This is a genomic window from Streptomyces sp. NPDC001493, from assembly GCF_053597235.1.
In genome coordinates, this window is record NZ_JBSFHV010000010.1 from 69657 (window position 1) to 92725 (window position 23069).

The following is a 23069-nucleotide window of genomic DNA, read 5'->3' on the forward strand; positions in this document are numbered from 1 at the left end:
GTGGGGCGGCGCCGGGCCTGCGGAGCGGCAGCCGCCCCCGTGCGGCGGCCGTGTGCCGGGCCGTGCGGGGCGGCCCGGGACACGCCTTACGAGATGCCGAGTTCCTTGCCGATGAAATCCATCAGTTCGTCGTCGGTGGCGGAGGAGAGGCCGGCGGCCACGTCCTGGTCGTCACCCTCGGCCGGCCGGGGCTTTCCGTGGCCGCCCGCCGCCAGGGCGGCCAGTCGGGTCTCCGCACCCTCCCGTTCGGGTCCGCCCGGCGGCAGGGAGGCGAGGAGGGCCTCCAACCGGTCGAGGTGCGCGTCCAGTTCGTGCGCCGCGCCCCCGTCCGTCCGGCCCGCCGGGACGAGCCGCTCGTACAGCAGCTCGGCCAGCGCGTGCGGGGTGGGGTGGTCGAACACCGCGGTGGTCGGCAGGTTCAGCCCGGTGCGCCGGTTGAGGCGGTTGCGCAGTTCCACGGTGGTGAGGGAGTCGAAGCCCTGCTCCTTGAAGCCCCGGTGGATCTCGACCGAGTTGGCCGGCCGCCCGCCCTGGACCTCGCCGACCTGGGTCGTCACGAAGCGGAGCAGCAGCCTGCGGCGCTCCTGTTCGCTCGCGGCTCCGGCCAACTCCGCCACGAGGCCGTTCTGTTCGGGTTCCTCCGACGGGGCTGTCCCGGTGGTGGGCGGTCCGGCGGTCAGCTCCGCCAGCAACGGGTGGGAGCGACCGGCGGCAAGGATCTGCCAGTCGGCACGGCAGACCACCAGATGGGTCTCGTCCCGCTCCAGGGCCTGTTCCAGTACCGAGACGGCGAGTGCGGGCTCCATCGGGAGCAGCCCGCCCCGCGCGTTGCGGTGGGCGCCTTCGTCCCCGGCGATGCCGTCGCCCGCCCACTGGCCCCAGGCGATCGAGGTGGCGGGGAGTCCGGCAGCGCGGCGGGTGTGGGCGAGGGCGTCGAGGTAGGCGTTGCCCGGGGCGTAGTTGCCCTGGCCGGGGGTGCCGGCGATCCCGGTGACGGAGGAGAAGAGCACGAAGGCCGAGAGAGGGAGGTCCCGGGTGAGTTCGTCCAGGTGGCGTGCGCCGAGCGCCTTGACCCGCAGGACCCGGTCGGCCTGCTCGGGGGTGAGAGCGTCGAGCAGGGCGTCGTCGAGTACGGCTGCGGTGTGCACGACCGCCGTCAGCGGATGCTCGGCGGGGACCGAGGCCAGGACTCGGGCGAGCGCGTCGCGGTCGGCGACGTCGCAGGCAGCGAAGGTCACCTCGGCGCCCTGTTCGGAGAGTTCGGCGCGCAGGGCGTCCGCGCCGGGCGCGTCGCCACCCCTCCTGCTGACCAGCAGCAGATGCCCGGCGCCCTTGCGGGCCAGCCAGGCGGCGGTGTGCCGGGCGAGCGCCCCGGTGCCTCCGGTGACGAGGACCGTGCCGCCGGGGGTCCAGCCGCCCGTACGGCCTTCCGGAGCCGGTTCCAACGGTGCGGGGACGAGGCGGCGGGCCAGCAACCCCTGTGGGCGCACGGCGAGTTCGGCTTCCCGGTGACTTCCGATGAGGGCGGCGACCACCCGATCGGCGGCGCGGCCGTCCACGCGCTCGGGCAGATCGACGACACCGCCCCATCGGGGGCTCTCCACGGCGGCGATCCCTCCGAGCCCCCAGACGAGCGCGCCGGTGGGGTCGGTCGTCGGGTCGTCCGTGCCGGTGGTCACCGCTCCCCGGGTGAGGGCCCAGAGCGGCGCCCCGGTCCCGGCGCTGCCCTCCAGAGCCTGGAGGAGCGCGGTGGTGGCGGCCAGGCCGTGCGGAAGGGCCGGCAGTCCGGGGTCCGTGCCGTGGTCCAGAGAAAGCAGCGACAGCACTCCGGTCACCGGCTCGGCCGGAGCCCGGCCGGCCGCCTCCGCGACCAGGGCGGCGAGGGTGTCGCGGTCCGCCCGCGCGTCCGCCACGCGGACCAGGTCGACGCGCGCGCCGCTGTGGGTGAGGGCCTTCTCCAGGAGCGGCGCCCAGGCGTCGTACGGGCGGTCGCCACCGGCGGGCCCGGCCGGTACGAGGAGGAGCCAGCGGGCCGGTCCGGCCGCGGTGGCCGGCTGGTCCGGTACCTGCTGCCAGCGCACCCGGTACCGCAGACTGTCCGCCTCGGCGGCCCGTCCGCGCTCGCTCCGCCAGTGGGCGAGCCGGGGCAGGACGGTGCCCAGCGCCTCGCGGTGTCCCGGTTCGAGGAGGCCGAGCGTGTCGGCGAGGGCGTCGAGGTCTTGGCGCTCCACGGGCTCCCAGAACCGGTCGTCCCCTGCGGGTACGGCGGAGGGGGCGCGGAGTTCGGGTGCTTGGGCCCAGTGGCGGCTGCGCTGGAAGGGGTAGGTGGGCAGCTCCACCCGGCTCGGCCCGGTCAGGCCGAGGACGGCGCTCCAGTCGACCGAGGCGCCCCGGGCGTGGGCGGTGCCGAGCGCCGTCAGGAGGGACTCCGGCTCCGGGCGGCTCCGGCGCAGCAGGGAGGCGAGGGCGGGCGGCGGTGTGCCCTCGGGACGCCCCCCGAGCAGGGCCTCCTGGGTCAGTGCCGTGAGGACGGCGTCGGGGCCCAGCTCCAGGAAGGTCGTGACGTTGTCGCGTTCCAGACGGCGGGCGACGTCCAGGAAGCGCACCGCACCCCGGGCGTGCGCCGCCCAGTAGTCGGGCGCGAGCGGCCTTTCGGCGGTGAAGTGTTCGCCGTCGAGCGCGCTCAGCAGGGGGATGCGCGGGGGGAGATGGGTGAGGCCTGCCGCCACCTCGCCGAGTTCGCCGGTCATCGGGTCCATGAGCGGGGAGTGGAAGGCGTGGCTGGTGCGCAGTCGGCTGGTGCGGCGGCCACGCGCGCGGAAGCGTTCGGCGATCGCGAGGACCGCCGCCTCCTCGCCCGATATGACGGTGGAGGCGGGACCGTTGACGGCCGCGATGCCCACGGCGCCCTCCTGCCCGTCGCGTTCGGGTCGTCCGTCGAGTTCGGCGAGCACCTCGGCTTCGTCCGCCTCCACGGCGACCATGGCCCCGCCTTCCGGGAGCGCCTGCATCAGGCGGGCGCGGGCCGCGACGAGCGCGGCGGCGTCTTCGAGGCCGAGTACCCCGGCGACATGGGCGGCGGCGATCTCGCCGACGGAGTGCCCGGCCACCACGTCGGGGCGTACGCCCCAGGACTCCAGCAGCCGGAAGAGCGCCACTTCCAGGGCGAACAGTGCGGGCTGGGTGTACAGGGTGCGGTCCAGCTCGCCCCCGTCGCCGGTGGGCGTCCCGTCGACGTCCGGGTCGCCGAAGATCACGTCGCGCAGCGGAGCCGACGCGTACCCGGCCATGTGGGCGTCGAGCGCCGCGCAGTTGGCGTCGAAGGAGGCGGCGAAGACGGGGTGGGCCGCGTACAGCTCCCGCCCCATGCCGACCCGCTGGCTGCCCTGCCCGGTGAAGAGGAAGGCGACCCGCCCGTGGGCGGCGGCATGTCCCCGCACGGCTCTCTCGGCCGACTCACCCCGGGCCAGGGCGCGTACGGCGGAGCGCAGCTCGGTGGTGCTCCCGCCCACCAGTACCGCGCGGTGGTCGAAGGACGGCTTCCGGGCCAGCGCGTACGCCACCTCGACGGGGTCGGCCGGCGTGGATTGGCCCTCCGCCGCCGAGTCCTCGTTCTCCGGTGCGGCCAGTCGGACGGCCTGGTCCCGTAGTGCCTGCGGGGTACGGGCGGACAGGACCCAGGGGACGGGGCGGCCGGGGGCGGCGGGGACGCGGGCGGGCTCCGGCGGGGCGGCGGGCGCCTCTTCGAGGATCAGGTGGGCGTTGGTACCGCTGATGCCGAACGCGGAGACGGCGGCGCGGCGCGGGCGGTCGACGGCAGGCCACGGGGTTTCTCGGGTGAGGAGTTCGACGGAGCCCCGGCTCCAGTCGACGTGCGGCGTGGGGCGGTCCACGTGCAGGGTCCTGGGCAGCAGACCATGGCCGAGGGCCTGGGTCATCTTGATGACCGCCGCGACGCCCGCCGCCGCCTGGGTGTGGCCGATGTTGGACTTCAGGGAGCCGAGGAGCAGTGGACGGCCCTCGGGGCGGTGCTGCCCGTAGGCGTGGATCAGAGCCTGGGCCTCGATGGGGTCGCCGAGGGTGGTGCCGGTGCCGTGGGCCTCCACCGCGTCGACATCGGATGCGGTCAGCCCGGCATCCTCGAGGGCCTGTTGGATGACCCGCTGTTGGGAGGGGCCGTTCGGGGCGGTCAGTCCGTTGCTGGCGCCGTCCGAGTTGACCGCGCTCCCCCGGACCAGGGCGAGCACCCGGTGCCCGTGCCGGCGGGCGTCGGAGAGGCGTTCCAGCAGGACCAGCCCCACCCCTTCCGACCAGGCGGTGCCGTCGGCGGCCGCCGCGAAGGGCTTGCAGATCCCGTCCGGGGCCAGGCCGCGCTGCCTGCTGAACTCGGTGAACATGCCCGGTGCGGTCATCACGCTGACGCCGCCCGCCAGCGCGAGGTCGCACTCCCCGGAGCGCAGGGCGCGCGCGGCGAGGTGGAGCGCCACCAGGGACGAGGAGCAGGCCGTGTCCACGGTGAGCGCGGGCCCCTCCAGGCCGAGGGCGTAGGCGATCCGGCCGGAGGCGACGCTGACGGTCGCGCCCGTCAGCCGGTAGCCCGCCCCGTCGCCGGTGGTCTCGTGCAGCCGGGGACCGTACTCCTGCTGGGTCGCGCCCACGAAGACCCCGGTGCTGCTGCCGCGCAGGGTGGCGGGGTCCACTCCGGCGCGTTCCAGCAGCTCCCAGGACGTCTCCAGCAGCAGCCGCTGCTGGGGGTCCATCGCTTCGGCCTCGCGGGGCGACAGGCCGAAGAAGTCGGCGTCGAATTGGTCGGCGTCGTGCAGGAACCCGCCCCGTCCGACGTACGAACCACCGGACCGGTCGGGGTCCGGGTGGTAGAGATCCTCGGGCCAGCCCCGGTTGACCGGGAAGCCGCTGGTCGCGTCGGTGCCCGAGATCAGCAGGTCCCAGAGCTCTTCGGGGGTGTCGGCGCCGCCGGGCCAGCGGCCCGCGGTGGAGACGATCGCGACCGGATCGTCGTCCGCGCCGGTGTCCGGGTCTGGGGACACGTCGGTGTCCGGGTCTGGGGACACATCCACGTGCGCGCCGTCCCGCGTGGTCGCCCGGCGCTGCCGTACGGCTTCCCCGGATTCAGCCTCCAGGTGCCGGGCGAGCGCGAGGGGCGTGGGGTGGTCGAAGGTGAGGGTGGGCGTCAGCCGGAGACCGCTCGCCCGGGAGAGCCGGTCGGCGAACTCCACGGCGCCCAGGGAGTCCAGGCCGAGCGCCTTGAAGGTACGTTCCGTGTCGAGCCCGTCCGTGGAGGTGCTGCCCAGGACCTCTGTGGCGGCGGTGACCACGAGCCGCAGGAAGTCCGTGCGGGCGGCGGTGTCCGGCGTGTCCTCGCGGTGCGGGAGTCCCCGGCCGGGCACCGCCGCCGTCTCCGCGTCCCGGCCGGGGGTCTGCACGGCGGCCTCGGCGCGGGTCGAGAGCGCCGCTTCCGCGTCCGGGCCGGGGTCCTGTGCGACGGCCTCGGAGCGGGTCGAGGTGGCGAACCGGAACGGCCGGCGCTGGAAGGCGTACGTGGGCAGGGCCGTGCGCTCGGGGCCGCCGGCGCCGTCGAAGAAGCCTGCCCAGTCGGCGTCCGTGCCGGTCGTGTGGAGTTCGGCGAGTCCGGTGAGCAGGGAGAGCCGTTCGGGCGCCCTGGGGCGCAGCAGCGGAACCGCGGTCGCGGTGGTGTCGCCGTCCGCCGCCAGGACGGACCGGGTCAGCGCGGTGAGGACGTTGCCGGGGCCGAGCTCGACGTACCCCGTGACACCGTGGGACGCCAGCGTGCGCACGGCGTCGCGGAACCGGACCGGGCGTCGGATGTGCTCGGCCCAGTAGTCGGGGGAGGTCAGCTGGTCAGCTCGGGCCGGCCGTCCGGTGGTGTCGGAGATGACGGTGAGGGTAGGCGGCCGGAAGGAGAGGCCGGCGGCGATCTGCCGGAACTCTTCAACGGCGCTGTCCATGTGCGGGGAGTGGAAGGCGTGGCTCACCGTGAGCGCGCGGGTGCGGCGGCCCAGGGCGGCGAACCGTGCGGCGGCCTCCTCGGCCGCCTCGGCGTCTCCCGAGAACACCACCGCACGGGGGCCGTTGACGGCGGCCAGGGCCAGGCGCCCGGTGTAGTCGGCGAGCACCGGGGCCGCTTCCTCCTCCGTCGCCTCCACCGCGAACATGGCCCCGCCCGCCCGGGCCTCGCCCATGAGGCGTCCGCGCGCCGCCACGAGGGCGGCCGCGTCGGCGAGCGGCAGCACCCCGGCGGCGTATGCGGCGGTGAGACCGCCGACGGAGTGGCCAAGGACGAAGTCCGGTGGCGGAAGGTGACGTTCGGCCACCTCGTGGAGGGCGGCTCCGAGGGCGAATAGGGCGACCTGGGTGTACTCGGTGCGGTCGAGCAGGGCCGCTTCCGGAGTGCCGGCCGCAGCGAACAGGAGGTCGCGCAGGGGGCGTTCGAGGTGGGTGTCGAGGGAGGCGCACACCTCGTCGAGTGCGCGGGCGAAGGCGGGTGTGGTGCGGTGGAGTTCGAGACCGGTGCCGGGGCGCTGGCTTCCCTGGCCGGGGAAGAGGAACGCGACGGGTCCGGCCGCCGTGCGGGCGCGGCCGGTCACCGCGCCGGGGGTGTGGTGACCGGCGGCGACGGCGTCCAGCGCGGCCAGCAGGCTCGTACGGTCGGTGCCGAGGGCCACCGCCCGGTGGTCGAACAGGGCACGGGTGGTGGCGAGGGCGTGCCCGATGCCGTCGGGAGTCGCGTCCGGGTGGGCCCGCACGTGTGCGGCGAGCCGTCCGGCCTGGGCCCGCAGGGCGGCCGGACCGGCGGCGGAGAGGGTCCAGGGCAGGACGGTCTCCGTGCCGGTGGTGGCGCCGCCCCCGGGTCCTGGGCGGGGTGACGGGCGGACGGTCCGGGGCGGTTCGGCCAGCAGGACGTGGCAGTTGGTCCCGCCCATGCCGAAGGCGCTCACCCCGGCGATCAGCCGCCGGTCCGGCCGGGGCCAAGGTCCCAGGGCGCGCTGGACCCGCAGGCCGAGAGCGTCCAGCGGGATGCGCGGGTTCGGTGTCTCGTGGTTGAGGGTCGCCGGGATGCGCCGGTTCTTCAGACTGAGCACGGTCTTGAGGAAGCCGGCGATCCCGGCGGCGCCTTCCAGGTGGCCGATGTTGGTCTTCACCGAACCCACCACGAGCGGCTCGTCGGCTGCGCGGCCCACGCCGTAGGCGGCGCCGAGCGCGGCGGCCTCCACCGGATCCCCCACCGGGGTTCCGGTGCCGTGCAGTTCGACGTACTGGATCTCGTGCGGGTCGACGCCCGCCTCCCGGGCGGCCAGGTGCAGCACCTCACGCTGGGCGTCGGCGCTCGGCACGGTGAGGGCCTCGGTCGCGCCGTCGTTGTTGACCGCGCTGGCGAGGATCACGCCGTGGATGCGGTCGCCGTCCGCGAGGGCCGCGTCCAGCGGTTTGAGGAGGACCAGCCCGCCGCCCTCGCCCCGCACGTATCCGTTGGCGCGGGCGTCGAAGGTGAACGAGCGTCCGTCCGGGGAGAGCCCGCCGAAGCGGGCGGCGGCCGAGGTGCTGTCGGGCGCCAGGTTGAGGTTGACCCCGCCGGCCAGCGCGAGCTCGCAGTCGCCGTCCCGGACCGCCCGGTGGGCCAGGTGGAGGGAGACGAGAGCGGACGACTGGGCGGAGTCGACGGTCAGGCTGGGGCCGCGCAGGCCGAGGTGGTAGGAGACCCGGTTGGCGAGCAGGCCCCGGTTGAGGCCGGTCAGGGTGTGCCGGGTGACGGGCTCGGCGTCCTCGCGGTGGCGCAGCAGCGCGTAGTCGTACGCCATCGCCCCGAGGTACACGCCGACCGGCGTTCCGGTGAGGGAGCCGGGGACGATTCCGGCCTCTTCCAGTGCCTCCCAGGCGAGTTCGAGGACCAGCCGCTGCTGCGGGTCCATCTCGGCGGCCTCACGCGGGGAGATCCCGAAGAACGTGTGGTCGAAATGGTGGATCCGGTCGAGGAAGCCGCCGGGCAGGTCCTCGTCGCGGGGCGCACGGGCTTCCTGGCCACGGTCCGTGCCGCTGCCCGGCCCTCCGCTCCGGAGCGGCCCCGCGCCGGTGGCCGGGCGGCGGTCCCCGGGCAGCGGGCGGATCGCGTCGGCGCCCTTGCTCAGCAGGTCCCAGAAGGCATCGGGGCCGGGGGCTCCGGGCAGCCTGCACGCCAGCCCGATCACGGCGACGGCCCGGCCCTCACCGTGGCCGGAGCCGGCCGTGCGGTTGGCACCTTGACTGGTCATCGTCATCGCCGAGCCCTTCTCGTACGTCGCGCGGAGCGTTTCCGGCGGCATGGGTCCGCTTTCACGGTCCGGGAATTCAGCACCGGGTGGATGGGAATCAGCAGCCGGGTTCTCTCGAACGCGCTTCATTTCTTCCGGGGCCGGAACCCTTCGAGTCCACCCGTTTCCGGAAGGCCGGTCGCAAAGCCCGGCCGAAGCCTCGGCACCACCTCCTCCACCCTTGCCTCCGGGGCGTACCGCGCCTACCCCTAGCCTCCCCCTATGACCCCCATCACTCCGCCCGGACCTGGTATTTCATCACCAAGCCCCTGGTTCGGGCCCCGCCCGCACGTCACCCCCTAGGGGCACGGGGAATAGGGGTTCCGTTCCGGAAAAGGCCCGCCGTAGCGTCGACGGGAAACAATTCGGCAGCTGCACGCATCATCGATCCGAGAGGAATCAGAAATGGATTCTCTGACCGAGGCCGTTCTCCGTGGAGCCTCACCGGAGGAGTTGGAGCGCGCCCCCGTTCCCACGGAATTCACCGCCGCCCACATCCGGCAGGAGGACGTCGGCATCTTCGACGGTGTGGCCGACAAGGACGTGCGCCGTTCACTGAGGGTGGACCGGGTGCCGATGCCCGAACTCGCTCCGGACGAGGTGCTGGTGGCGGTCATGGCCAGCTCCATCAACTACAACACCGTCTGGTCGGCCACCTTCTCGCCCGTCTCCACGTTCAACGCGCTCAAGCGGTACGCCCGCACCGGCGGGTACAACGCCCGTCACGACCAGCCGTTCCAGGTCGTCGGCTCGGACGCGGCCGGCGTGATCGTGCGCACCGGCGCCGGGGTCCGGCGCTGGAAGGTGGGCGACCACGTGGCCGTCAACGCGGCGGTGGTGGACGAGCAGGACCCGGTGACGCACTCCGACGGCATGCTCGGCGCCGATCAGAAGGCCTGGGGATACGAGACCAACTTCGGCGGCCTCGCGCACTACACCGTCGTGCGGGCGAGCCAGTTGCTGCCCAAGCCGGCCCATCTGACCTGGGAGGAGACCGCCTGCGTGCCGCTCTGCGGCGGGACCGCCTACCGCATGCTGGTCAGCGACCGGGGCGCCCGCATCAAGCAGGGCGACATCGTGCTCATCTGGGGCGCGACCGGCGGTCTCGGCGCGTTCGCCGTCCAACTGGTCAAGAACGGCGGTGGCATCCCGGTCGGAGTCGTCAACTCCGAAGCGAAGGCGAAGCAGTTGCAGAAGCTCGGCTGCGACGTGGTGATCAACCGCGAGGAGATCGGCATCGGCGGCGAGCCGGCGGCCGGAGCCGGGACGGTGGAGCTGGCCAAGCGGCTCGGCCGGGCCATCCGGGCGGAGCTCGGCGAGGACCCGCACGTCGTGTTCGACCACGTCGGCCGGGCCACCTTCGGTATCTCGGTCATCGTCGCACGGCGCGGCGGCACCGTCGTCACCTGCGGTTCGAGCACCGGCTACGACCACAGTTTCGACAACCGGTACTTCTGGATGAACCTCAAGCGCATCGTGGGCAGTCACGGGATGAACCTCCACGAGGCGGCGGAGATGATGCGGCTGCTCAAGCTCGGCAGCGTCTCACCGGTGCTCTCCGAGGTGTATCCGCTGGCGGAGGTCGGCGAGGCGGCCCGACTGGTGCAGACGAACAGCCACACCGGCAAGGTCGGCGTCCTCGCCCTCGCCCCCGAGGCGGGCCTCGGTGTCACCGACCCCCAACTGCGCGCCCGGATCGGCGAGGAGCGGCTCGGCCCGCTGCGTTCCGGCCTTCTCCAACAGCCCGCACTCGTCCGGTGAGCACACCTCCCGCAGTACGTACCGCACCGGCCGCCACTGTCATGAGTGCTCAGCGCCGAGCACGCACCGCACCACGTGGCACCGCCGTGAGTGCTGCCCCGAGCCGAACGCACCGGCGCACGACGCCGCAGCGACGAGAGGCCTGACACCCCATGACCGCCACCGCTTCCGCCTCCACCCTCGCTCCCTCCCGGCGCCTCGCCCCGGACACCACGACGGGCGAGCTGCCGAGCCTTCCCGACGTGCTGCGCCTGCGCGCCCGGACCCGACCCGACGACCTCGCGTACGTCTTCCTCCACAACGGTGAGGTCCCCGAACAGACTCTGACGTACCGTCAACTCGACGTCTCCGCTCGATCCCGTGCCGCGAAGCTCGACGCCGCAGGGCTGCGGGGCGGGGCCGTCGTGCTGCTCTACCCGTCCGGCCTGGAGTTCGTCTCCACGCTCCTCGCCTGCATGTACGCCGGTGTCGCGGGCGCTCCCGTCCAGGTGCCGACCCGGCAGCGCGGCCTGGAGCGGCTGCGGCGCATCGCCGACGACGCGGGCACGACCACCGTGCTCACCACGGCCGCGGTCAAAAGCGATCTGGAGCAACGCTTCGACGGAGCGGTGGAGTTGGCGGGGCTCACCTTCATCGCCTCCGACGCCTTCGACGCCGCCGGTCCGTCCGGCGCACCGTCGGACGGACCGGCGGCGGACGGGCCGGCTACGGTTGAGTGGTCCGGACCGCCTGCCGGTCCGGACGACATCGCCCTGCTCCAGTACACGTCCGGCTCCACCGGAGACCCGAAGGGCGTCCGCGTCACCCACGCGAACTTCCGCAGCAACGTCGCCGAGACGGATCAGCTGTGGCCCTGCCGTGCGGACAGTGCCGTGGTCAACTGGCTGCCGCTCTTCCACGACATGGGGATGCTGTTCGGGATCGTCCTGCCGCTGTGGGCGGGTATCCCGGCCTATCTGATGGCCCCCGAGGCGTTCATCCGGCGGCCGTCGCGCTGGCCGGAGGCGATCTCCCGGTTCCGGGGCAGCCACACCGCCGCGCCGAGCTTCGCGTACGAACTCTGCGTGCGGGACGCCGCCGAGAACGGCCTGTCCGAAGGGCTGGACCTGTCCTCGCTCCGGGTCGCCGCCAACGGGGCCGAGCCCGTGCGGTGGGACACGGTGCGCGCCTTCACCGATACATTCGCCCCGGCAGGTTTCCGGTCGAGCGCGATGTGCCCCGGCTACGGGCTGGCGGAGAACACCCTGAAGGCAACCGGCAGCAGGGAGGACCGGGAGCCCACGCTCCTCGTCCTGTCGGCCCGGGCGCTGCGCGAGGGCCGCGCCCAGCCGGTCACCGGGGCGGTGACGCCCGAGACCCCCGAGGACGACGCGTCCGCATCCTCCGCACGCACGGTGCACGCGGTGGGCAGCGGCACCACGGTCGGCGCCACTGCGGTCCGGATCGCGGACCCGGAGAGGCTGACGGCTCTGGCGGACGGATCGGTCGGCGAGATCTGGGTCAACGGCCCCTGCGTGGCGGACGGTTACCACGGGCGCCCCGAGGAGAGTCTGCGAATCTTCGGGGCGCGGCTGGTGGGCGAGGAGGACCTGGGCAGCTGGCTGCGCACCGGCGACCTCGGTTTCGTCCACGACGGCGAGCTGTTCGTGACCGGCCGGCTGAAGGACGTGATCATCCGCAAGGGCCGCAACTACTATCCGCAGGACATCGAGGTGTCGGCGGAGAGCGCCGATCCGGCGCTCCAGCCGAACTGCGCGGCGGCCTTCTCCGTGGACGACGGCGCGGCGGAGCGGCTGGTGCTGGTGGTCGAGGCGGACGGGCGGGCCCAGCGCGACGGGGGCGCCAAGGGCCTGCACGCCCGTGTCCGGGCCGCCGTGCTCGACCGGCAGCGGCTGGAGGCGGACGAGATCCTGCTGGTCCGCCGCGGGTCGCTGCCGAAGACGTCGAGCGGGAAGGTACAGCGCCGCGAGACCCGACGTCGTTATCTGGACGGCGAGTTCCAGGCGCGTACGATCCCGTCGTCCGCCCCGGAGGCGTGATGAGCGCGGCGAAGCTGCGGGCGGCGGCCGCCGTCCCGGGCTCCCGGGTCCTCGGGGTCGGAGCCCACCGGCCCGCCCGGGTGGTGGCCAACGCCGAGGTCGCGGGACCGATCGATTCGAGCGACGAGTGGATCCGGCGCAGGTCGGGCATCGCCGCCCGGCGGTTCGCCGCTCCGGACGAGACGGTCGTCGGCATGGCGGCGGCCGCCTCCGTGAAGGCGCTGGCCCAGGCGGGCATCGCGCCGTCGAGCGTCGACACGGTCCTGCTGGCCTCGATGTCCCACCGGGAGCAGTCGCCGCCGGCCGCCCCACGGGTCGCTCATCTGATGGGCGCGGAGTCGGCGGGAGCCATGGACGTGGGGGCGGCGTGCGCGGGGTTCTGCCACGCGCTCGCGGCGGCCGACTCCCTGATCAGGTCCGGCAGCAGCAGGTACGTGGTGGTGGCGGGCTCGGAGCGGATGTCCGACATCGTCGACCCGACGGATCGCGGCACGGCCTTCCTCTTCGGGGACGGTGCCGGCGCGGTCGTCGTCGGCCCGGCCACCGAGCCCGGGATCGGGCCGGTGGTCTGGGGTTCCGAGGGCGGGCGCCAGGAGGCCATCGCCCACTCCTCGCCGTGGCCGGCGGTCGGTACGGCGGCGGCCGCCGTACCGCCCACCCTGCGGATGGACGGTCCCGCCGTCTTCCGATGGGCGGTCGCGACCGTACCGAAGACGGCGCAGGCCGCGCTCGACGCGGCCGGTCTCACCGCGGGCGACCTGGCCGCGTTCGTACCGCACCAGGCGAACCTGCGGATCATCGACGGGGCGGCCGCCGCGCTGCGGCTACCGCCCCATGTGGTGGTCGCCCGGGACATCGTGCACGCGGGCAACACCTCCGCGGCGTCCATTCCGCTCGCCATGGAGGAGTTGCTCGCCCGGGGCGCGGTGCCCCGGGGCGGGCTGGCGCTGCTGGTGGGCTTCGGCGCCGGACTGGCGCACGCGGCCCAGGTGGTGGCGCTTCCGTGACGGAGGGAGTCAGGAGAGCCAGGGGGTGGTGAACGCCTGGACGGCGGAGCCGTCGACATCGGCCAGCTTGATCCCGGCGAGGTCCCGGGCGAGGCCGGAGGTCTGCACCCGGAACGCGGGCCTCTCGGCGGTGAGTACGTCCACCACGGAGGCCGCCGCTTCGGCCGAGCTCTGCGCCTGGTCGAAGAGGCCCTCCGTGGTCCCGAAGTACGCCTTGAACGCGGCCTCGTACGGCCCCGCAGCCTCGATGAGGCCAGGCACGGACGGACCGAGGGAGGCCACGAACTCACTTGCCACCGGGCCCGGTTCGACCACGGACACCTGGACGCCGGTGCTCGCGGCGACCGGTGCGAGCGACTCCAGGAAGCCTTCGACGGCGAACTTCGCCGCGCAGTAGGCCTCGTTGAAGGGCTGGCCGATCACGCCACCGAGACTGCTGACGGCGATGACCTTGCCGCGGTTCTCGCGCAGATGCGGGAGCGCCGCGAGCGTCACCTCGACGACACCGAAGAAGTTCGTCTCCATGACGGAACGGAACGGCGCGACACCGATCTGTTCGACGGTGCCGAGCTGCCCCACCCCGGCGTTGTTGATCACTGCGTCGAGCCGCCCGTACGCGGCGACCGTCCCGGCGACCGCTTCGGCGACGGAGGCCGGGTCCGTCACGTCGAGACGCGCGACCCGGACCCGCTCGGCGACACCGGCCGCCTCCACGGCGGCGCGCAGGGCGTCGGCCCTGCCGGTGTCGCGGAGGGTCGCGACGACGTTCCAGCCGGCCGTGGCCGCGGCGACCGCGGTGGCCAGGCCGATGCCGGATGATGTGCCGGTGATGAGGACGGTACGGCGGTCGGTCATGGGACCTCCTGCGAAGTGCGCGTTCGCGCGCGCCGGTTCGTACGTGCGCGCGGCCACACGGGCGGGTGCGGGACGGCTCCGTCCCGCACCGGAACGTCGGGTCCGGTGCGGGGCGGGCTGCTCCTGGGATGCGGTCCACCGTGTCACCGCCGCCCGATGGGGGCCAACCCCTATTTCCGGGGCCCCTAGGTGTTTCCAAGAACGCGAGTTGATCTTGAGCTGCAATGATCCCGGTTCATGGGTCGGGGAGATCTCACGAACGAGCGATGGGCGGCGCTGGAGCTGATGTTGCCGAGAGGCACGACGGCATGGGGCCTCCGTCCGGCCCCGGCGAAGCTGATCAATGGCCTGCGGTTCCGGGTCCGTGCCGGTGTTCCGTGGCGCTACCCGATTGTTCGACAGGCCCGGCACCCGCGGCCTGCGTGTCACTCGGAGGCGATCGGGCTCACGGGAGGACCGGCCGCCGGTGGATTCCACTCCCTCGTGGTGGGAGGCGAGGAGAGCGAGGAGAGCCAGGGCCGCCCGTGCCCGGCTCTGGAGATGCCCTTCCCCCGTGGGGCGCTCAGTCGGCGACCGCCTTGCGGTAGCGGACGTACTCGTTCAGGCGCCGGAATCCCACGCTCTCGTAAAGGTCGTAGGAGCGGTACGGGTTGGCGGTCCCGGTGTACAACCGGGCGCTTGCCGCGCCGTGTTCGCGAAGGCACCGCAGTCCGTCGAGCAACAGGGCCCGCCCGAGGCCCGATCGCCTCGACTCCGCGCGGACGCTCAGCTCCTCGACCTCGCCCATGGTGGGGTCGTGGCGGCGGAGGGAGCACAGGGCGACCCCTGCGACCCGCTCACCGTCCCGGGCGGCCCGCCAGCAGGCCGGGGCGGCGGTGGCGAGGAACCTCTCGAAGGTCCAGTTCTCGGTGAAGGCGGCGTCCGCGTACGAGTCGACGACCGTTTTCCACGCCTCGCGGTAGTCGCTCCGGGCGACGGCACCGATACGGATGCCGGCCGGCAACGGGCCGCTGTCGGGGAGTTGGCCCAGGTCGGTCAGTTCCAGCTCCACCAGGCTGAACACACGCAGGTATCCGGCTCCGAGCAGGAGCGCCGTCGCGTCCTGCTCCGAGGCCGTGGCGTTCGCGCCGAACACGGCCCTGGGCGCGGTTCCGTGCTGCCGCACGAGCCGGCGGATCCGGGCTTCCGCCCGGTCGATCATGGCCGAGCCGACCCCACGACCCCGATGGTCGGGAAGCAGATGGCCGCGGTGCAGGTACAGCCATGTCCCGTCCCGCTCCTGCCACCACCTGATCGTCGCGTACCCGACGACGCTCCCGCCGTGCTCCACCAGAAGCTGGTTCCGCTGCGGGTCGTCCAGTTCCGCGCAGGATGCGGCGAGTTCGGCCGCCGTCGGGATTCCTTCCACGACCGAGCGGGCGTCCACCCGGTCCCGCGCCACGCAGCCCAGCCGTACGGCGGCCATCGCACCGTGGTCCTCGGAACCGCGGTACGGCCGGAAGACGTAGCCCGGCGGCAGTGGCGATACCCCGGGGCCGATGCCGTCGTTCCCGCCCATGCCCCGGCCCCCTGTCGCGTCGGCCCCTCGGTGCGCTTGTCCGTCATGGAAGCGTACGGCGTACCGCTCGGGCGGCCGAACCCGTTTTCCACGGCAGGCGGATACGTGGGGAGGCTTGTCCCGCGTCCCCGGGTCTGGTTGGGTTCCCCGCACCCCACGCGACGGACGCGATGGGCGGGACGAAAGCGGGCGGCGTGCGACCGACGGTGCGGCAGGACGGGAACGGGCCCTTGCCCGAGGCACTCCGGCAGGCGATACGGGAGACCGCCGGTGAGATCGCCGCGCTGCTGCGCGACGCACCCGACACCTCGGCCTCGGTGCCCGGTTCCGAGTGGACGGTCGGCGAGGCGGCGGCCCATCTGGCGCTGGCCAACGAACTGATGGCGGACCTGGCGGCCGGTCGCGAACGCCCGTACGGGGACGGTACACCGCAGAGTCTGGCCCCGGCCAACGCGCGGTCCCTCGCCGCCTTCGGGGAACGTGGGGCGGAGCCGCTGGCGGCGATGATCACGGAGCAGGCCGAGGCGTTCCTGGCCGCCGTGGACCGGGTCGCGGCCGGGGCGGCCTCGGCCGACGGGGGCGACGGCCCGGCGCTGGTCACGCCGCTGGGCCCCATGAACCGGGCCGTACTCGGGTCCTATCTGCTGACGCACATGCTGGGCCACGGTTACGACCTCGCCCGCGCGCTGCGCCGCCCGCACATGGTCGACGGCGCCCGCGTGGGCCTGTGCATGCCGTTCATGCTCGACGTCATGCCGCGTGTCGCCGACCCGGCCGCCACCGCCCGCTTCTCGGCCCGGTACTCCGTACGGCTGCGCGGTGGTGGGCCGGTGTTCGGGGTCACCCTGGCCGACAGCGCGGTGACCGTCACGGCCGGGCCACCGGAACGGGCGGACTGCAGCATCCTCATCGACCCCGTCGCCTTCCTCCTCATCGCGCTGGGGCGCCGCGATCCGTGGCGGGCCATGGCCCTGGGACAGGTGTTCGCCCGGGGGCGCAAGCCGTGGCTCGGGCCCCGTTTCCCGGCCCTGTTCACCGCGCCGTGAATGGGCGCTACGTTCACAACACGGCCTGGGCCCGCTGCGGAGTGGGACCAGGCCGCCGGGCGGATCGTGCCGGGCACTCGGGGCCCCGAGTCGCACCTCGACCGGCTGCGAGCGGAGTGGGACGCCGCCCGAGCATGATCCGGCGGAGACGTCCAGGTCGTCCCGCTCCGTGACCCGGCGAAGGCCGGTGCGCTCAGCCCCGCAGCCGGAGGAGGTAAACGGCGGTCAGCCGGACGGCGTCGTCCTCGTCGTGCGAGAGCTCCACGAGGGCGCGTGACGCCGCCGCCCCGGGGATGCCCGCCAGTGCTTGGGTCAGCCGTCCGCGTGCGGGTGCGCCCGTGGTGTCACGGTCGAGGCGGTCGACGAGTCCCGTCGCGATCCGGTCGGCGGTCGCGGGGTCGCCCGCCAGCTCGCTCAGCGCGTCGGCCGCGTCGGTGTCGTTGCCGCCCTCCACGATCATGTCGAGGAGCGTCGGGATCACTTCCGCCACTCCTCGTGTCCCGAGCTCCGGTGCCGCGTACCGGCGCACCACCTCGTCGGGGTGTGCGAGGGCCTCCCGCAGGCGGGCGGTCGCCTCCTCACCGGGCATCTCGGCGAGGGACTGCACGGCACGCTTCCGTACCGCCGCCACCGGTGAGCCGAGGCCCTTCGCCAGCAACGCCGGGCCACCCGCGCCCGACTGGGCCAGCGCCCAGCGCAGGGCGCCCGCGACGTTCGGGTCCGCCTCGTCCAGGACCGCCTCGACCAGGGCCTCCACCGGCACGGGAGCCCGGTCGGCCGAGGAGAGCGCGGCGCGCTGGCGCGCGTCGGCGCTCGGCGACCCCAGCGCCTGGAGGAGCGCGACGACCTGAAGGACGCCCTCCCAGTCCGCGGGGTCCGCGGCGTCGATCCGGCGCAGCCGGGTGAGCAGCTCGGTCTCGGCCGCGATGCGCTCGCCGGTCCGGCGGACGAGGTCGTCCACGAGCTCCGAGGGCGTGAACCCGGGATCGTCGAGGGCGCGCCCGATCTCCCGCAGCGACAGCCCCAGCGACCTCAGGCTCTCGATGTGGAAGATCCGCCGGATGTCCTGTGCGGAGTACTCCCGGTAGCCGGAGCCCGTACGGCCCGAGGGCCGTACCAGGCCGAGTGACTCGTAGTGCCGGAGCATGCGGGAACTGACCCCGGACCTTTTCGACACCTCACCGATCAGCACGGTTCTCATCGTCCGCCCCGGGGGCTCCGGTGAGGGCCGCGACGCGCTTGGCCTCCTCGATCGCGGGCTCGAATCCGGCGTCCGGGTCGCGCAACAGGGCCGTGGTGGCGAGCGCGTGGGTGCGTACGCGCGGGTCGGGGTCCCCCGTCGCGGCGTCCAGGGCGGACACGATCGCCTCGCCCAGTGCGACCAGCGCCTGGCTGAGACTCAGCTGTGTCTGTCGCTCACCGCGTCCGAGCTGCGTCACCAGCACCGCGGCCAGGGAGGGCTGTTCGCCTTCCGGTACGAGCACGACCGCGGCCCGCCAGGCGCTTCGCGCCACCTCGTCGTCGGGGTCCGACAACAGGGCCGGTGTGATCTCCGGCCACGCCCGCCGGTCCCCGATCTTGGACAGCGTGTGCAGCGCCTGGCTGCGCGCCTGCGCCCGCTCGGAGCGGACTTCGCGGAGCAGCTCGGGGAGTGTCAGGTCCACCGGGTGGCGGACGAGGGCCCAGGTCAGCATGTCGCGGACGAAGAACTCGGGTTCGACCGCGCAGCGCTCGACGAGCTTGCCGACGAAGCGCGGGTCGGGCGTCGTGCCGACGGCCAGGGCGGCCCGCAGCCGTACGGTCGGGCTGCTGTCCTCCAGCGCCCGGAGTGCTCGTGCCGCGTCCGTGGCCGGTGTTGTCGTGGTCATCGGGACCACCTCCTCGGACCGCAGTGAAGACCTTGTCACCGTGTCAAGGTCAAGCCGCTTCGGACGCCGGTCCCGAGCCGCCCGGACGCTCGGCGGGAGGCGGCGTCCCGGCGCGCCGCCTCCGTCGCCCCCTTCACGCTCAGACGGCCTTTCCCGGATTCAGGATTCCGTGCGGGTCGAAGGCGGCCTTCACGCGCCGTTGCAGCGCGTGGTTGTCGGCTCCCAACTCCTCGGCGATCCACTGGCGTTTGAGGGTGCCGACACCGTGTTCGCCGGTGAGTGTGCCACCGAGCCTCAGGGCGAGGGCGAAGATGTCGCCCGCCGCTTCCCATGCCGCCTCGGGCAGTTCGGACAGGGCCGCGTCGACCACGACGATGGGGTGCAGGTTGCCGTCGGCCGCGTGGGCCAGGGTGAAGACGGGCACACCGCGCCGGTCGGATATCTCCGCGATGCCCCGTACCGCCTCGGCGAGACGGGAGCGGGGGACGGCGATGTCCTCGATCAGCGGGCGTCCGAGGCGTTCGAGGGAGGGCAGGGCGAGCCGGCGGGCCGCCAGCAGGGCGTCGGCCCCGGCGTCGTCGTCGGCGACGGTGAGCGAGGCGGCGCGCTTCTCCAGGACGGTCACGACCCTCTCGGCCTCGGCCCGCGCCCCGGCACCGTCGCACTGGACGATGAGCAGGGCCGCGCCCCGTACCCGCAGTGAGGTGCCCTCGGCCGCGTCGATCGCGCCGAGCACCGGGCCGTCCAGCAGTTCGGCCATCGCGGGCTCGATTCCGGCCGCCGTGATCGCGGTCGCCGCGTCGGCCGCGTCGGCGAAGGTGTCGAACCAGGCCGCCAGGGTGGCGGTGGCGACGGGCACGGGCCGCAGCCGCACAGTGGCTCCGGTGATGACGGCGAGCGTGCCCTCGGACCCGGTCAGCAGAGCCGTCAGGTCGTATCCGGCGACCCCCTTCACGGTACGCCGGCCGGTCCGTAGGACGGTTCCGTCCGCGAGTACGGCTTCCAGGCCCAGGACGCTGTCCCGGGTGACGCCGTACTTGGCGCAGCGCAGTCCGCCGGCGTTGGTGGCGATGTTCCCGCCGATCGTGGAGAGGGCGGCGCTCGCCGGGTCGGGGGCGTAGCGCAGTCCGTGGGAGGCGGCGGCCCGGTCGAGGTCGGCGGTGATGACGCCCGGTTCCACGACGGCGAGTTGGTCGTCCGGGGAGAGTTCGACGATCCGGTTCATCCGGGACAGGTCGAGTACCAGGCTGCCCTCGCCGGCCGTCGCCCCTCCGGAGAGTCCGGTACCCGCTCCGCGCGGCACGACCGGGACCCGCAGGACGTCCGCGTGGCGCAGCACGGTGGACACGTCGTCGGTGCGCAGGGCGTGCACGACGGCGAGCGGTTCGCCGCCTGCGGGGGCTCCCGAGCGGTCCGTGGCGTACGGGGCCGTGCGGAGGGGGTCGGTGGTGAGCCGGTCGGGGGGCAGGTCCCGGGCGAGCAGGCCGAGTAACCGGGCTCCCGCCGAAGCCTGTTCGACGGTCTGGGTGGATGTGTTCACGGTCCGGCCGTGGTGTGCGACATGCGGCCAGGATGGCGGAACCCGCCGCGTACGTTCAACAAGCAGGAACGATCACAAGCGATCGCGAATGCTTATTGGCTGATGCTAGCGTGCGCCCATGGGACCAGTCTTCGACATTGTCGCTCTACGCAGTCTCGTTGCTGTCGCGGACCGGGGCGGATTCCACCGGGCGGCAGAGGCCCTGACACTCAGCCAGTCAGCGGTGAGTCAGCATGTCCGGCGCCTGGAGCGCGCGTTGGGCAGGCCGGTGGTCGAACGATCGGGCCGGGCAACGAGGTTCACCGACGCCGGCAATCTTCTCCTCGAAGAGGCGCGCCGGATACTCGGCGTGCACGACGAGGCCGCACGCAGACTGCTCGGCTCCGAGCCCGCCACCATCGTCATCGGCTCCACCGAACACGGGGCGGACCAGATCCTCCCCAGGATCACCGAGGCCGTCCACGGAACGCTCCCGCACTGCCGGGTCCGGTTCCGCATCGATCGCTCCGCCCGGCTCGTGGAGGCCGTCGACCGCAGGTCGGTGGACCTGGCGGTGTACGTGACCGAGGCGGCCTCCACCGAGGGCATGCAGGTCGGCGGCATGCCCCTGACCTGGTACGCCGCGCCGGGCTGGTCGCCGCCGCCGGCCCCGGCGCCCCTCCCCCTGGTGGCGGTGGCGGCGCCGTGCGCCATCCGCCGCAGAGCACTCGACGTTCTGTCCACGCACGGCGTGGCCGCCTCGGTCGTCTGCGACGCCGGCTACCTGGCCGGGGTGCTGGATGCCGCGCGCGCCGGGCTCGGGGTGGCCCTGCTGGCTACGGCGGGCCGGGCCCCGGAGGGCTTGGTCGAGTACACGGGCCTCCCGCAGGCACCTGCGATCCGGATGAGCGCGCACGCCCGGCTGGGCGCGGATCCCGCGATGGTCATGCACGCGGTGGAGGCCGTCCGTTCACTGCTGGTCGGGCTGGAACGGCCCGGTGCGGGCGTGCCGGAGCCTTCGCACCCGGCGCCGGAGGCGATCGTCACCGGCTCGGCGCTGCCGGTCGCGCCGGCCCGGTGAGCCGGATCGCCCCCCTGATCACCTCGGCTCTGCGCGATGTCTTGACGTGACCCCGACAGGATGGCTTCATGGGAGCGCTCCCATTTGTGGGAGCGCTCCCATATCGCCCGATGCTCGACGCGTCCACCCTCTGGAGCCGCAGTGAGAACAGCGAGAAGCACGGCACGAACCCACCCCACCACCCTCCTCAGGAGAGTTCTGACCGCTCTCCTCGGGATCGTCCTCGTCGGCGCCCTGGCCCCGGCGACGGCCCTGGCGCAGACCCGGTCGGCGGAGGCCACCACCGGGCTCCACATCAGCAACGGCCGCCTCCTGGAAGGCAACGGCAACGACTTCGTGATGCGCGGGGTCAACCACGCGCACACCTGGTACCCGGGTGAGACCCAGTCGTTGGCGGACATCAAGGCGACGGGTGCCAACACGGTGCGCGTCGTGCTCTCCGACGGCTACCGGTGGACGAAGAACAGCCCCACCGAGGTCGCCGGGATCGTCGCCCAGTGCAAGGCCAACCGGCTCATCTGCGTACTGGAGGTGCACGACACCACCGGTTACGGCGAGGACTCCGCGGCGGGCACCCTCGACCACGCGGCCGACTACTGGATCAGCCTGAAGGACGTGCTGGCCGGTGAAGAGAGCTACATCATCATCAACATCGGCAACGAGCCCTGGGGCAACACCAATCCCTCCGGCTGGACCGCGCCGACCATCAGCGCCGTCCAGAAGCTGAGGACCGCGGGCTTCCAGCACACGATCATGGTGGACGCCCCCAACTGGGGCCAGGACTGGCAGGGCGTCATGCGCGCCAACGCCCAGTCGGTGTACAACGCCGACACCACCGGCAATCTGATCTTCTCGATCCACATGTACAGCGTCTACAACACCGCGCAGGCCGTCACCGACTACCTGCACGCCTTCGTGGATGCCGGACTGCCCATCCTCATCGGTGAGTTCGGAGGACCGGCGGACCAGTACGGCGACCCGGACGAGGACACCATGATGGCCACCGCCGAGCAGCTGAAGCTCGGTTACCTGGCCTGGTCCTGGAGCGGCAACACGGACCCGATCCTGGACCTGGTCATCGACTTCGACCCGACCCGGCTCAGCTCCTGGGGCGAGCGCATCTTCCACGGCGTCAACGGCATCGCGCAGACCTCGAAGGAGGCCACCGTCTTCGGCGGGGCGACGGCCGACACCCAGGCCCCGACCGCTCCCGGCACCCCGACCGCCTCGGCGGTGACGTCCACCTCCGCCACCCTCAACTGGGCCGCCTCGACGGACAACGTCGGCGTGAAGAGCTACGACATCGTGCGCGTCAGCGGCACCACGGAGACGGCGGTCGCCTCCTCCACCACCACCGGTGTGACGGTCAACTCCCTCACGTCCGGCACCGCTTACTCCTTCGCCGTCTACGCGCGCGACGCGGCCGGGAACCGTTCGGCCCGCTCCGCCGCGGTGAGCCTCACCACCGCCACGGGCGGCGGCTCCTCCGGGGCCGCCTGCTCCGTCGCGTACCGCGTGGTCGGTGACTGGCAGAGCGGATTCCAGGGTGAGATCACCCTCCGCAACACCGGCACCGCCGCCATCAGCGGCTGGAAGCTCGGCTTCTCCTTCGCCAACGGCCAGACCGTCAGCAGCATGTGGGGCGGTACGCCCACCCAGAGCGGAAGCGCGGTGAGCGTGGTCCCGGCCTCGTACACCTCCGCGATCGCCACCGGCTCGTCGGTCACCCTCGGCTTCCTCGGCACCCGTGGGGCCACGAACACCGCGCCGACCGCCTTCGACCTCAGCGGCACGGCCTGCACCGTCGTCTGACCGGTCCGACCGGTCCGACCCGATGCCCGGCAGGGGCCCGCCCCTGCCGGGCATCGGCATGACAGGAGCCACCCTGCCCGTCCACCATGTGGACCGCCCATTGCCCCCGTGGGCACGGACTGCCAGGGTCCATGCCCATGACAACCCTCGGGGAACTCGGGTACACGCCCGCCCTGCTCGTGGCCCGTCGCCACGT

12 protein-coding genes are annotated in these 23069 nt (G+C 73.4%); 6 read left to right on the top strand and 6 right to left on the bottom strand.

Features of this window, described 5'->3' with window-relative positions:
• Positions 1-86: 86 nt before the first annotated feature.
• Positions 87-8339, bottom strand: a complete 8253-nt coding sequence (locus ACWCWD_RS16445; RefSeq protein ID WP_450773495.1) for a type I polyketide synthase — start codon at positions 8337-8339, stop codon at positions 87-89.
• 393 nt (positions 8340-8732) lie between these two features.
• Here ACWCWD_RS16445 and ccrA point away from each other — a divergent pair, with 393 nt between their 5' ends.
• The 3 genes from ccrA (at position 8733) to ACWCWD_RS16460 (ending at position 13134) form a co-directional block, all read left to right on the top strand.
• The gene (gene ccrA / locus ACWCWD_RS16450) at positions 8733-10088 is read left to right on the top strand and encodes a crotonyl-CoA carboxylase/reductase (RefSeq protein ID WP_450773496.1); all 1356 of its coding nucleotides are present in this window, start codon (positions 8733-8735) and stop codon (positions 10086-10088) included.
• A 152-nt stretch (positions 10089-10240) separates the two neighbouring features.
• Entirely contained in the window at positions 10241-12127 is a 1887-nt protein-coding gene (locus ACWCWD_RS16455; protein WP_450773497.1) for a fatty acyl-AMP ligase, read from the top strand.
• A complete protein-coding gene (locus ACWCWD_RS16460) occupies positions 12127-13134 on the top strand; it encodes a beta-ketoacyl-ACP synthase III (protein ID WP_450773498.1) in 1008 nt (335 codons plus the stop codon). The genes ACWCWD_RS16455 and ACWCWD_RS16460 overlap by 1 nt, the downstream gene beginning before the upstream one ends.
• 9 nt (positions 13135-13143) lie before the next feature.
• On the opposite strand, the gene ACWCWD_RS16465 is transcribed toward ACWCWD_RS16460, so the two are convergent.
• Together ACWCWD_RS16465 and ACWCWD_RS16470 are read right to left on the bottom strand one after the other, a co-directional pair.
• On the bottom strand, positions 13144-13989 hold the full coding sequence (locus tag ACWCWD_RS16465) for an SDR family NAD(P)-dependent oxidoreductase (protein WP_450773499.1): 846 nt from the start codon (positions 13987-13989) through the stop codon (positions 13144-13146).
• 562 nt (positions 13990-14551) lie between these two features.
• The gene (locus ACWCWD_RS16470) at positions 14552-15547 is read right to left on the bottom strand and encodes a GNAT family N-acetyltransferase (RefSeq protein WP_450773500.1); all 996 of its coding nucleotides are present in this window, start codon (positions 15545-15547) and stop codon (positions 14552-14554) included.
• Positions 15548-15717: 170 nt separating this feature from the next.
• Between ACWCWD_RS16470 and ACWCWD_RS16475 the strand changes: the two genes are divergently transcribed.
• Positions 15718-16593, top strand: a complete 876-nt coding sequence (locus tag ACWCWD_RS16475; RefSeq protein ID WP_450773501.1) for a maleylpyruvate isomerase family mycothiol-dependent enzyme — start codon at positions 15718-15720, stop codon at positions 16591-16593.
• Positions 16594-16786: 193 nt separating this feature from the next.
• Here ACWCWD_RS16475 and ACWCWD_RS16480 read toward each other — a convergent pair whose 3' ends face one another.
• The 3 genes from ACWCWD_RS16480 to ACWCWD_RS16490 form a co-directional block, all read right to left on the bottom strand.
• Positions 16787-17785, bottom strand: a complete 999-nt coding sequence (locus ACWCWD_RS16480; protein WP_450773502.1) for a MerR family transcriptional regulator — start codon at positions 17783-17785, stop codon at positions 16787-16789.
• Positions 17772-18461, bottom strand: coding sequence for a HEAT repeat domain-containing protein (locus tag ACWCWD_RS16485; protein ID WP_450773503.1), 690 nt, complete (start codon positions 18459-18461; stop codon positions 17772-17774). Before ACWCWD_RS16485 ends, ACWCWD_RS16480 begins: the two co-directional genes overlap by 14 nt.
• A gap of 139 nt (positions 18462-18600) precedes the next feature.
• Positions 18601-20001: an FAD-binding oxidoreductase gene (locus tag ACWCWD_RS16490; protein ID WP_450773504.1), complete on the bottom strand. Its 1401-nt coding sequence runs from the start codon at positions 19999-20001 to the stop codon at positions 18601-18603.
• 118 nt (positions 20002-20119) lie between these two features.
• Between ACWCWD_RS16490 and ACWCWD_RS16495 the strand changes: the two genes are divergently transcribed.
• Both ACWCWD_RS16495 and ACWCWD_RS16500 read left to right on the top strand, forming a co-directional pair.
• Entirely contained in the window at positions 20120-21061 is a 942-nt protein-coding gene (locus tag ACWCWD_RS16495; protein ID WP_450773505.1) for a LysR family transcriptional regulator, read from the top strand.
• Positions 21062-21202: 141 nt separating this feature from the next.
• The gene (locus tag ACWCWD_RS16500) at positions 21203-22873 is read left to right on the top strand and encodes a cellulase family glycosylhydrolase (protein WP_450773506.1); all 1671 of its coding nucleotides are present in this window, start codon (positions 21203-21205) and stop codon (positions 22871-22873) included.
• The last annotated feature ends 196 nt before the right edge of the window (positions 22874-23069 follow it).

What these genes read in the sequence shown, in the direction of transcription:
- ACWCWD_RS16495 (WP_450773505.1), top strand. Translation starts at nt 20,120, where the DNA reads ATGGGACCAGTCTTCGACATTGTCGCTCTACGCAGTCTCGTTGCTGTC.
- ACWCWD_RS16470 (WP_450773500.1), bottom strand. Translation starts at nt 15,547, where the DNA reads ATGGGCGGGAACGACGGCATCGGCCCCGGGGTATCGCCACTGCCGCCG.
- ACWCWD_RS16460 (WP_450773498.1), top strand. Translation starts at nt 12,127, where the DNA reads ATGAGCGCGGCGAAGCTGCGGGCGGCGGCCGCCGTCCCGGGCTCCCGG.
- ccrA (WP_450773496.1), top strand. Translation starts at nt 8,733, where the DNA reads ATGGATTCTCTGACCGAGGCCGTTCTCCGTGGAGCCTCACCGGAGGAG.
- ACWCWD_RS16485 (WP_450773503.1), bottom strand. Translation starts at nt 18,461, where the DNA reads ATGACCACGACAACACCGGCCACGGACGCGGCACGAGCACTCCGGGCG.
- ACWCWD_RS16445 (WP_450773495.1), bottom strand. Translation starts at nt 8,339, where the DNA reads ATGCCGCCGGAAACGCTCCGCGCGACGTACGAGAAGGGCTCGGCGATG.
- ACWCWD_RS16465 (WP_450773499.1), bottom strand. Translation starts at nt 13,989, where the DNA reads ATGACCGACCGCCGTACCGTCCTCATCACCGGCACATCATCCGGCATC.
- ACWCWD_RS16455 (WP_450773497.1), top strand. Translation starts at nt 10,241, where the DNA reads ATGACCGCCACCGCTTCCGCCTCCACCCTCGCTCCCTCCCGGCGCCTC.
- ACWCWD_RS16475 (WP_450773501.1), top strand. Translation starts at nt 15,718, where the DNA reads ATGGGCGGGACGAAAGCGGGCGGCGTGCGACCGACGGTGCGGCAGGAC.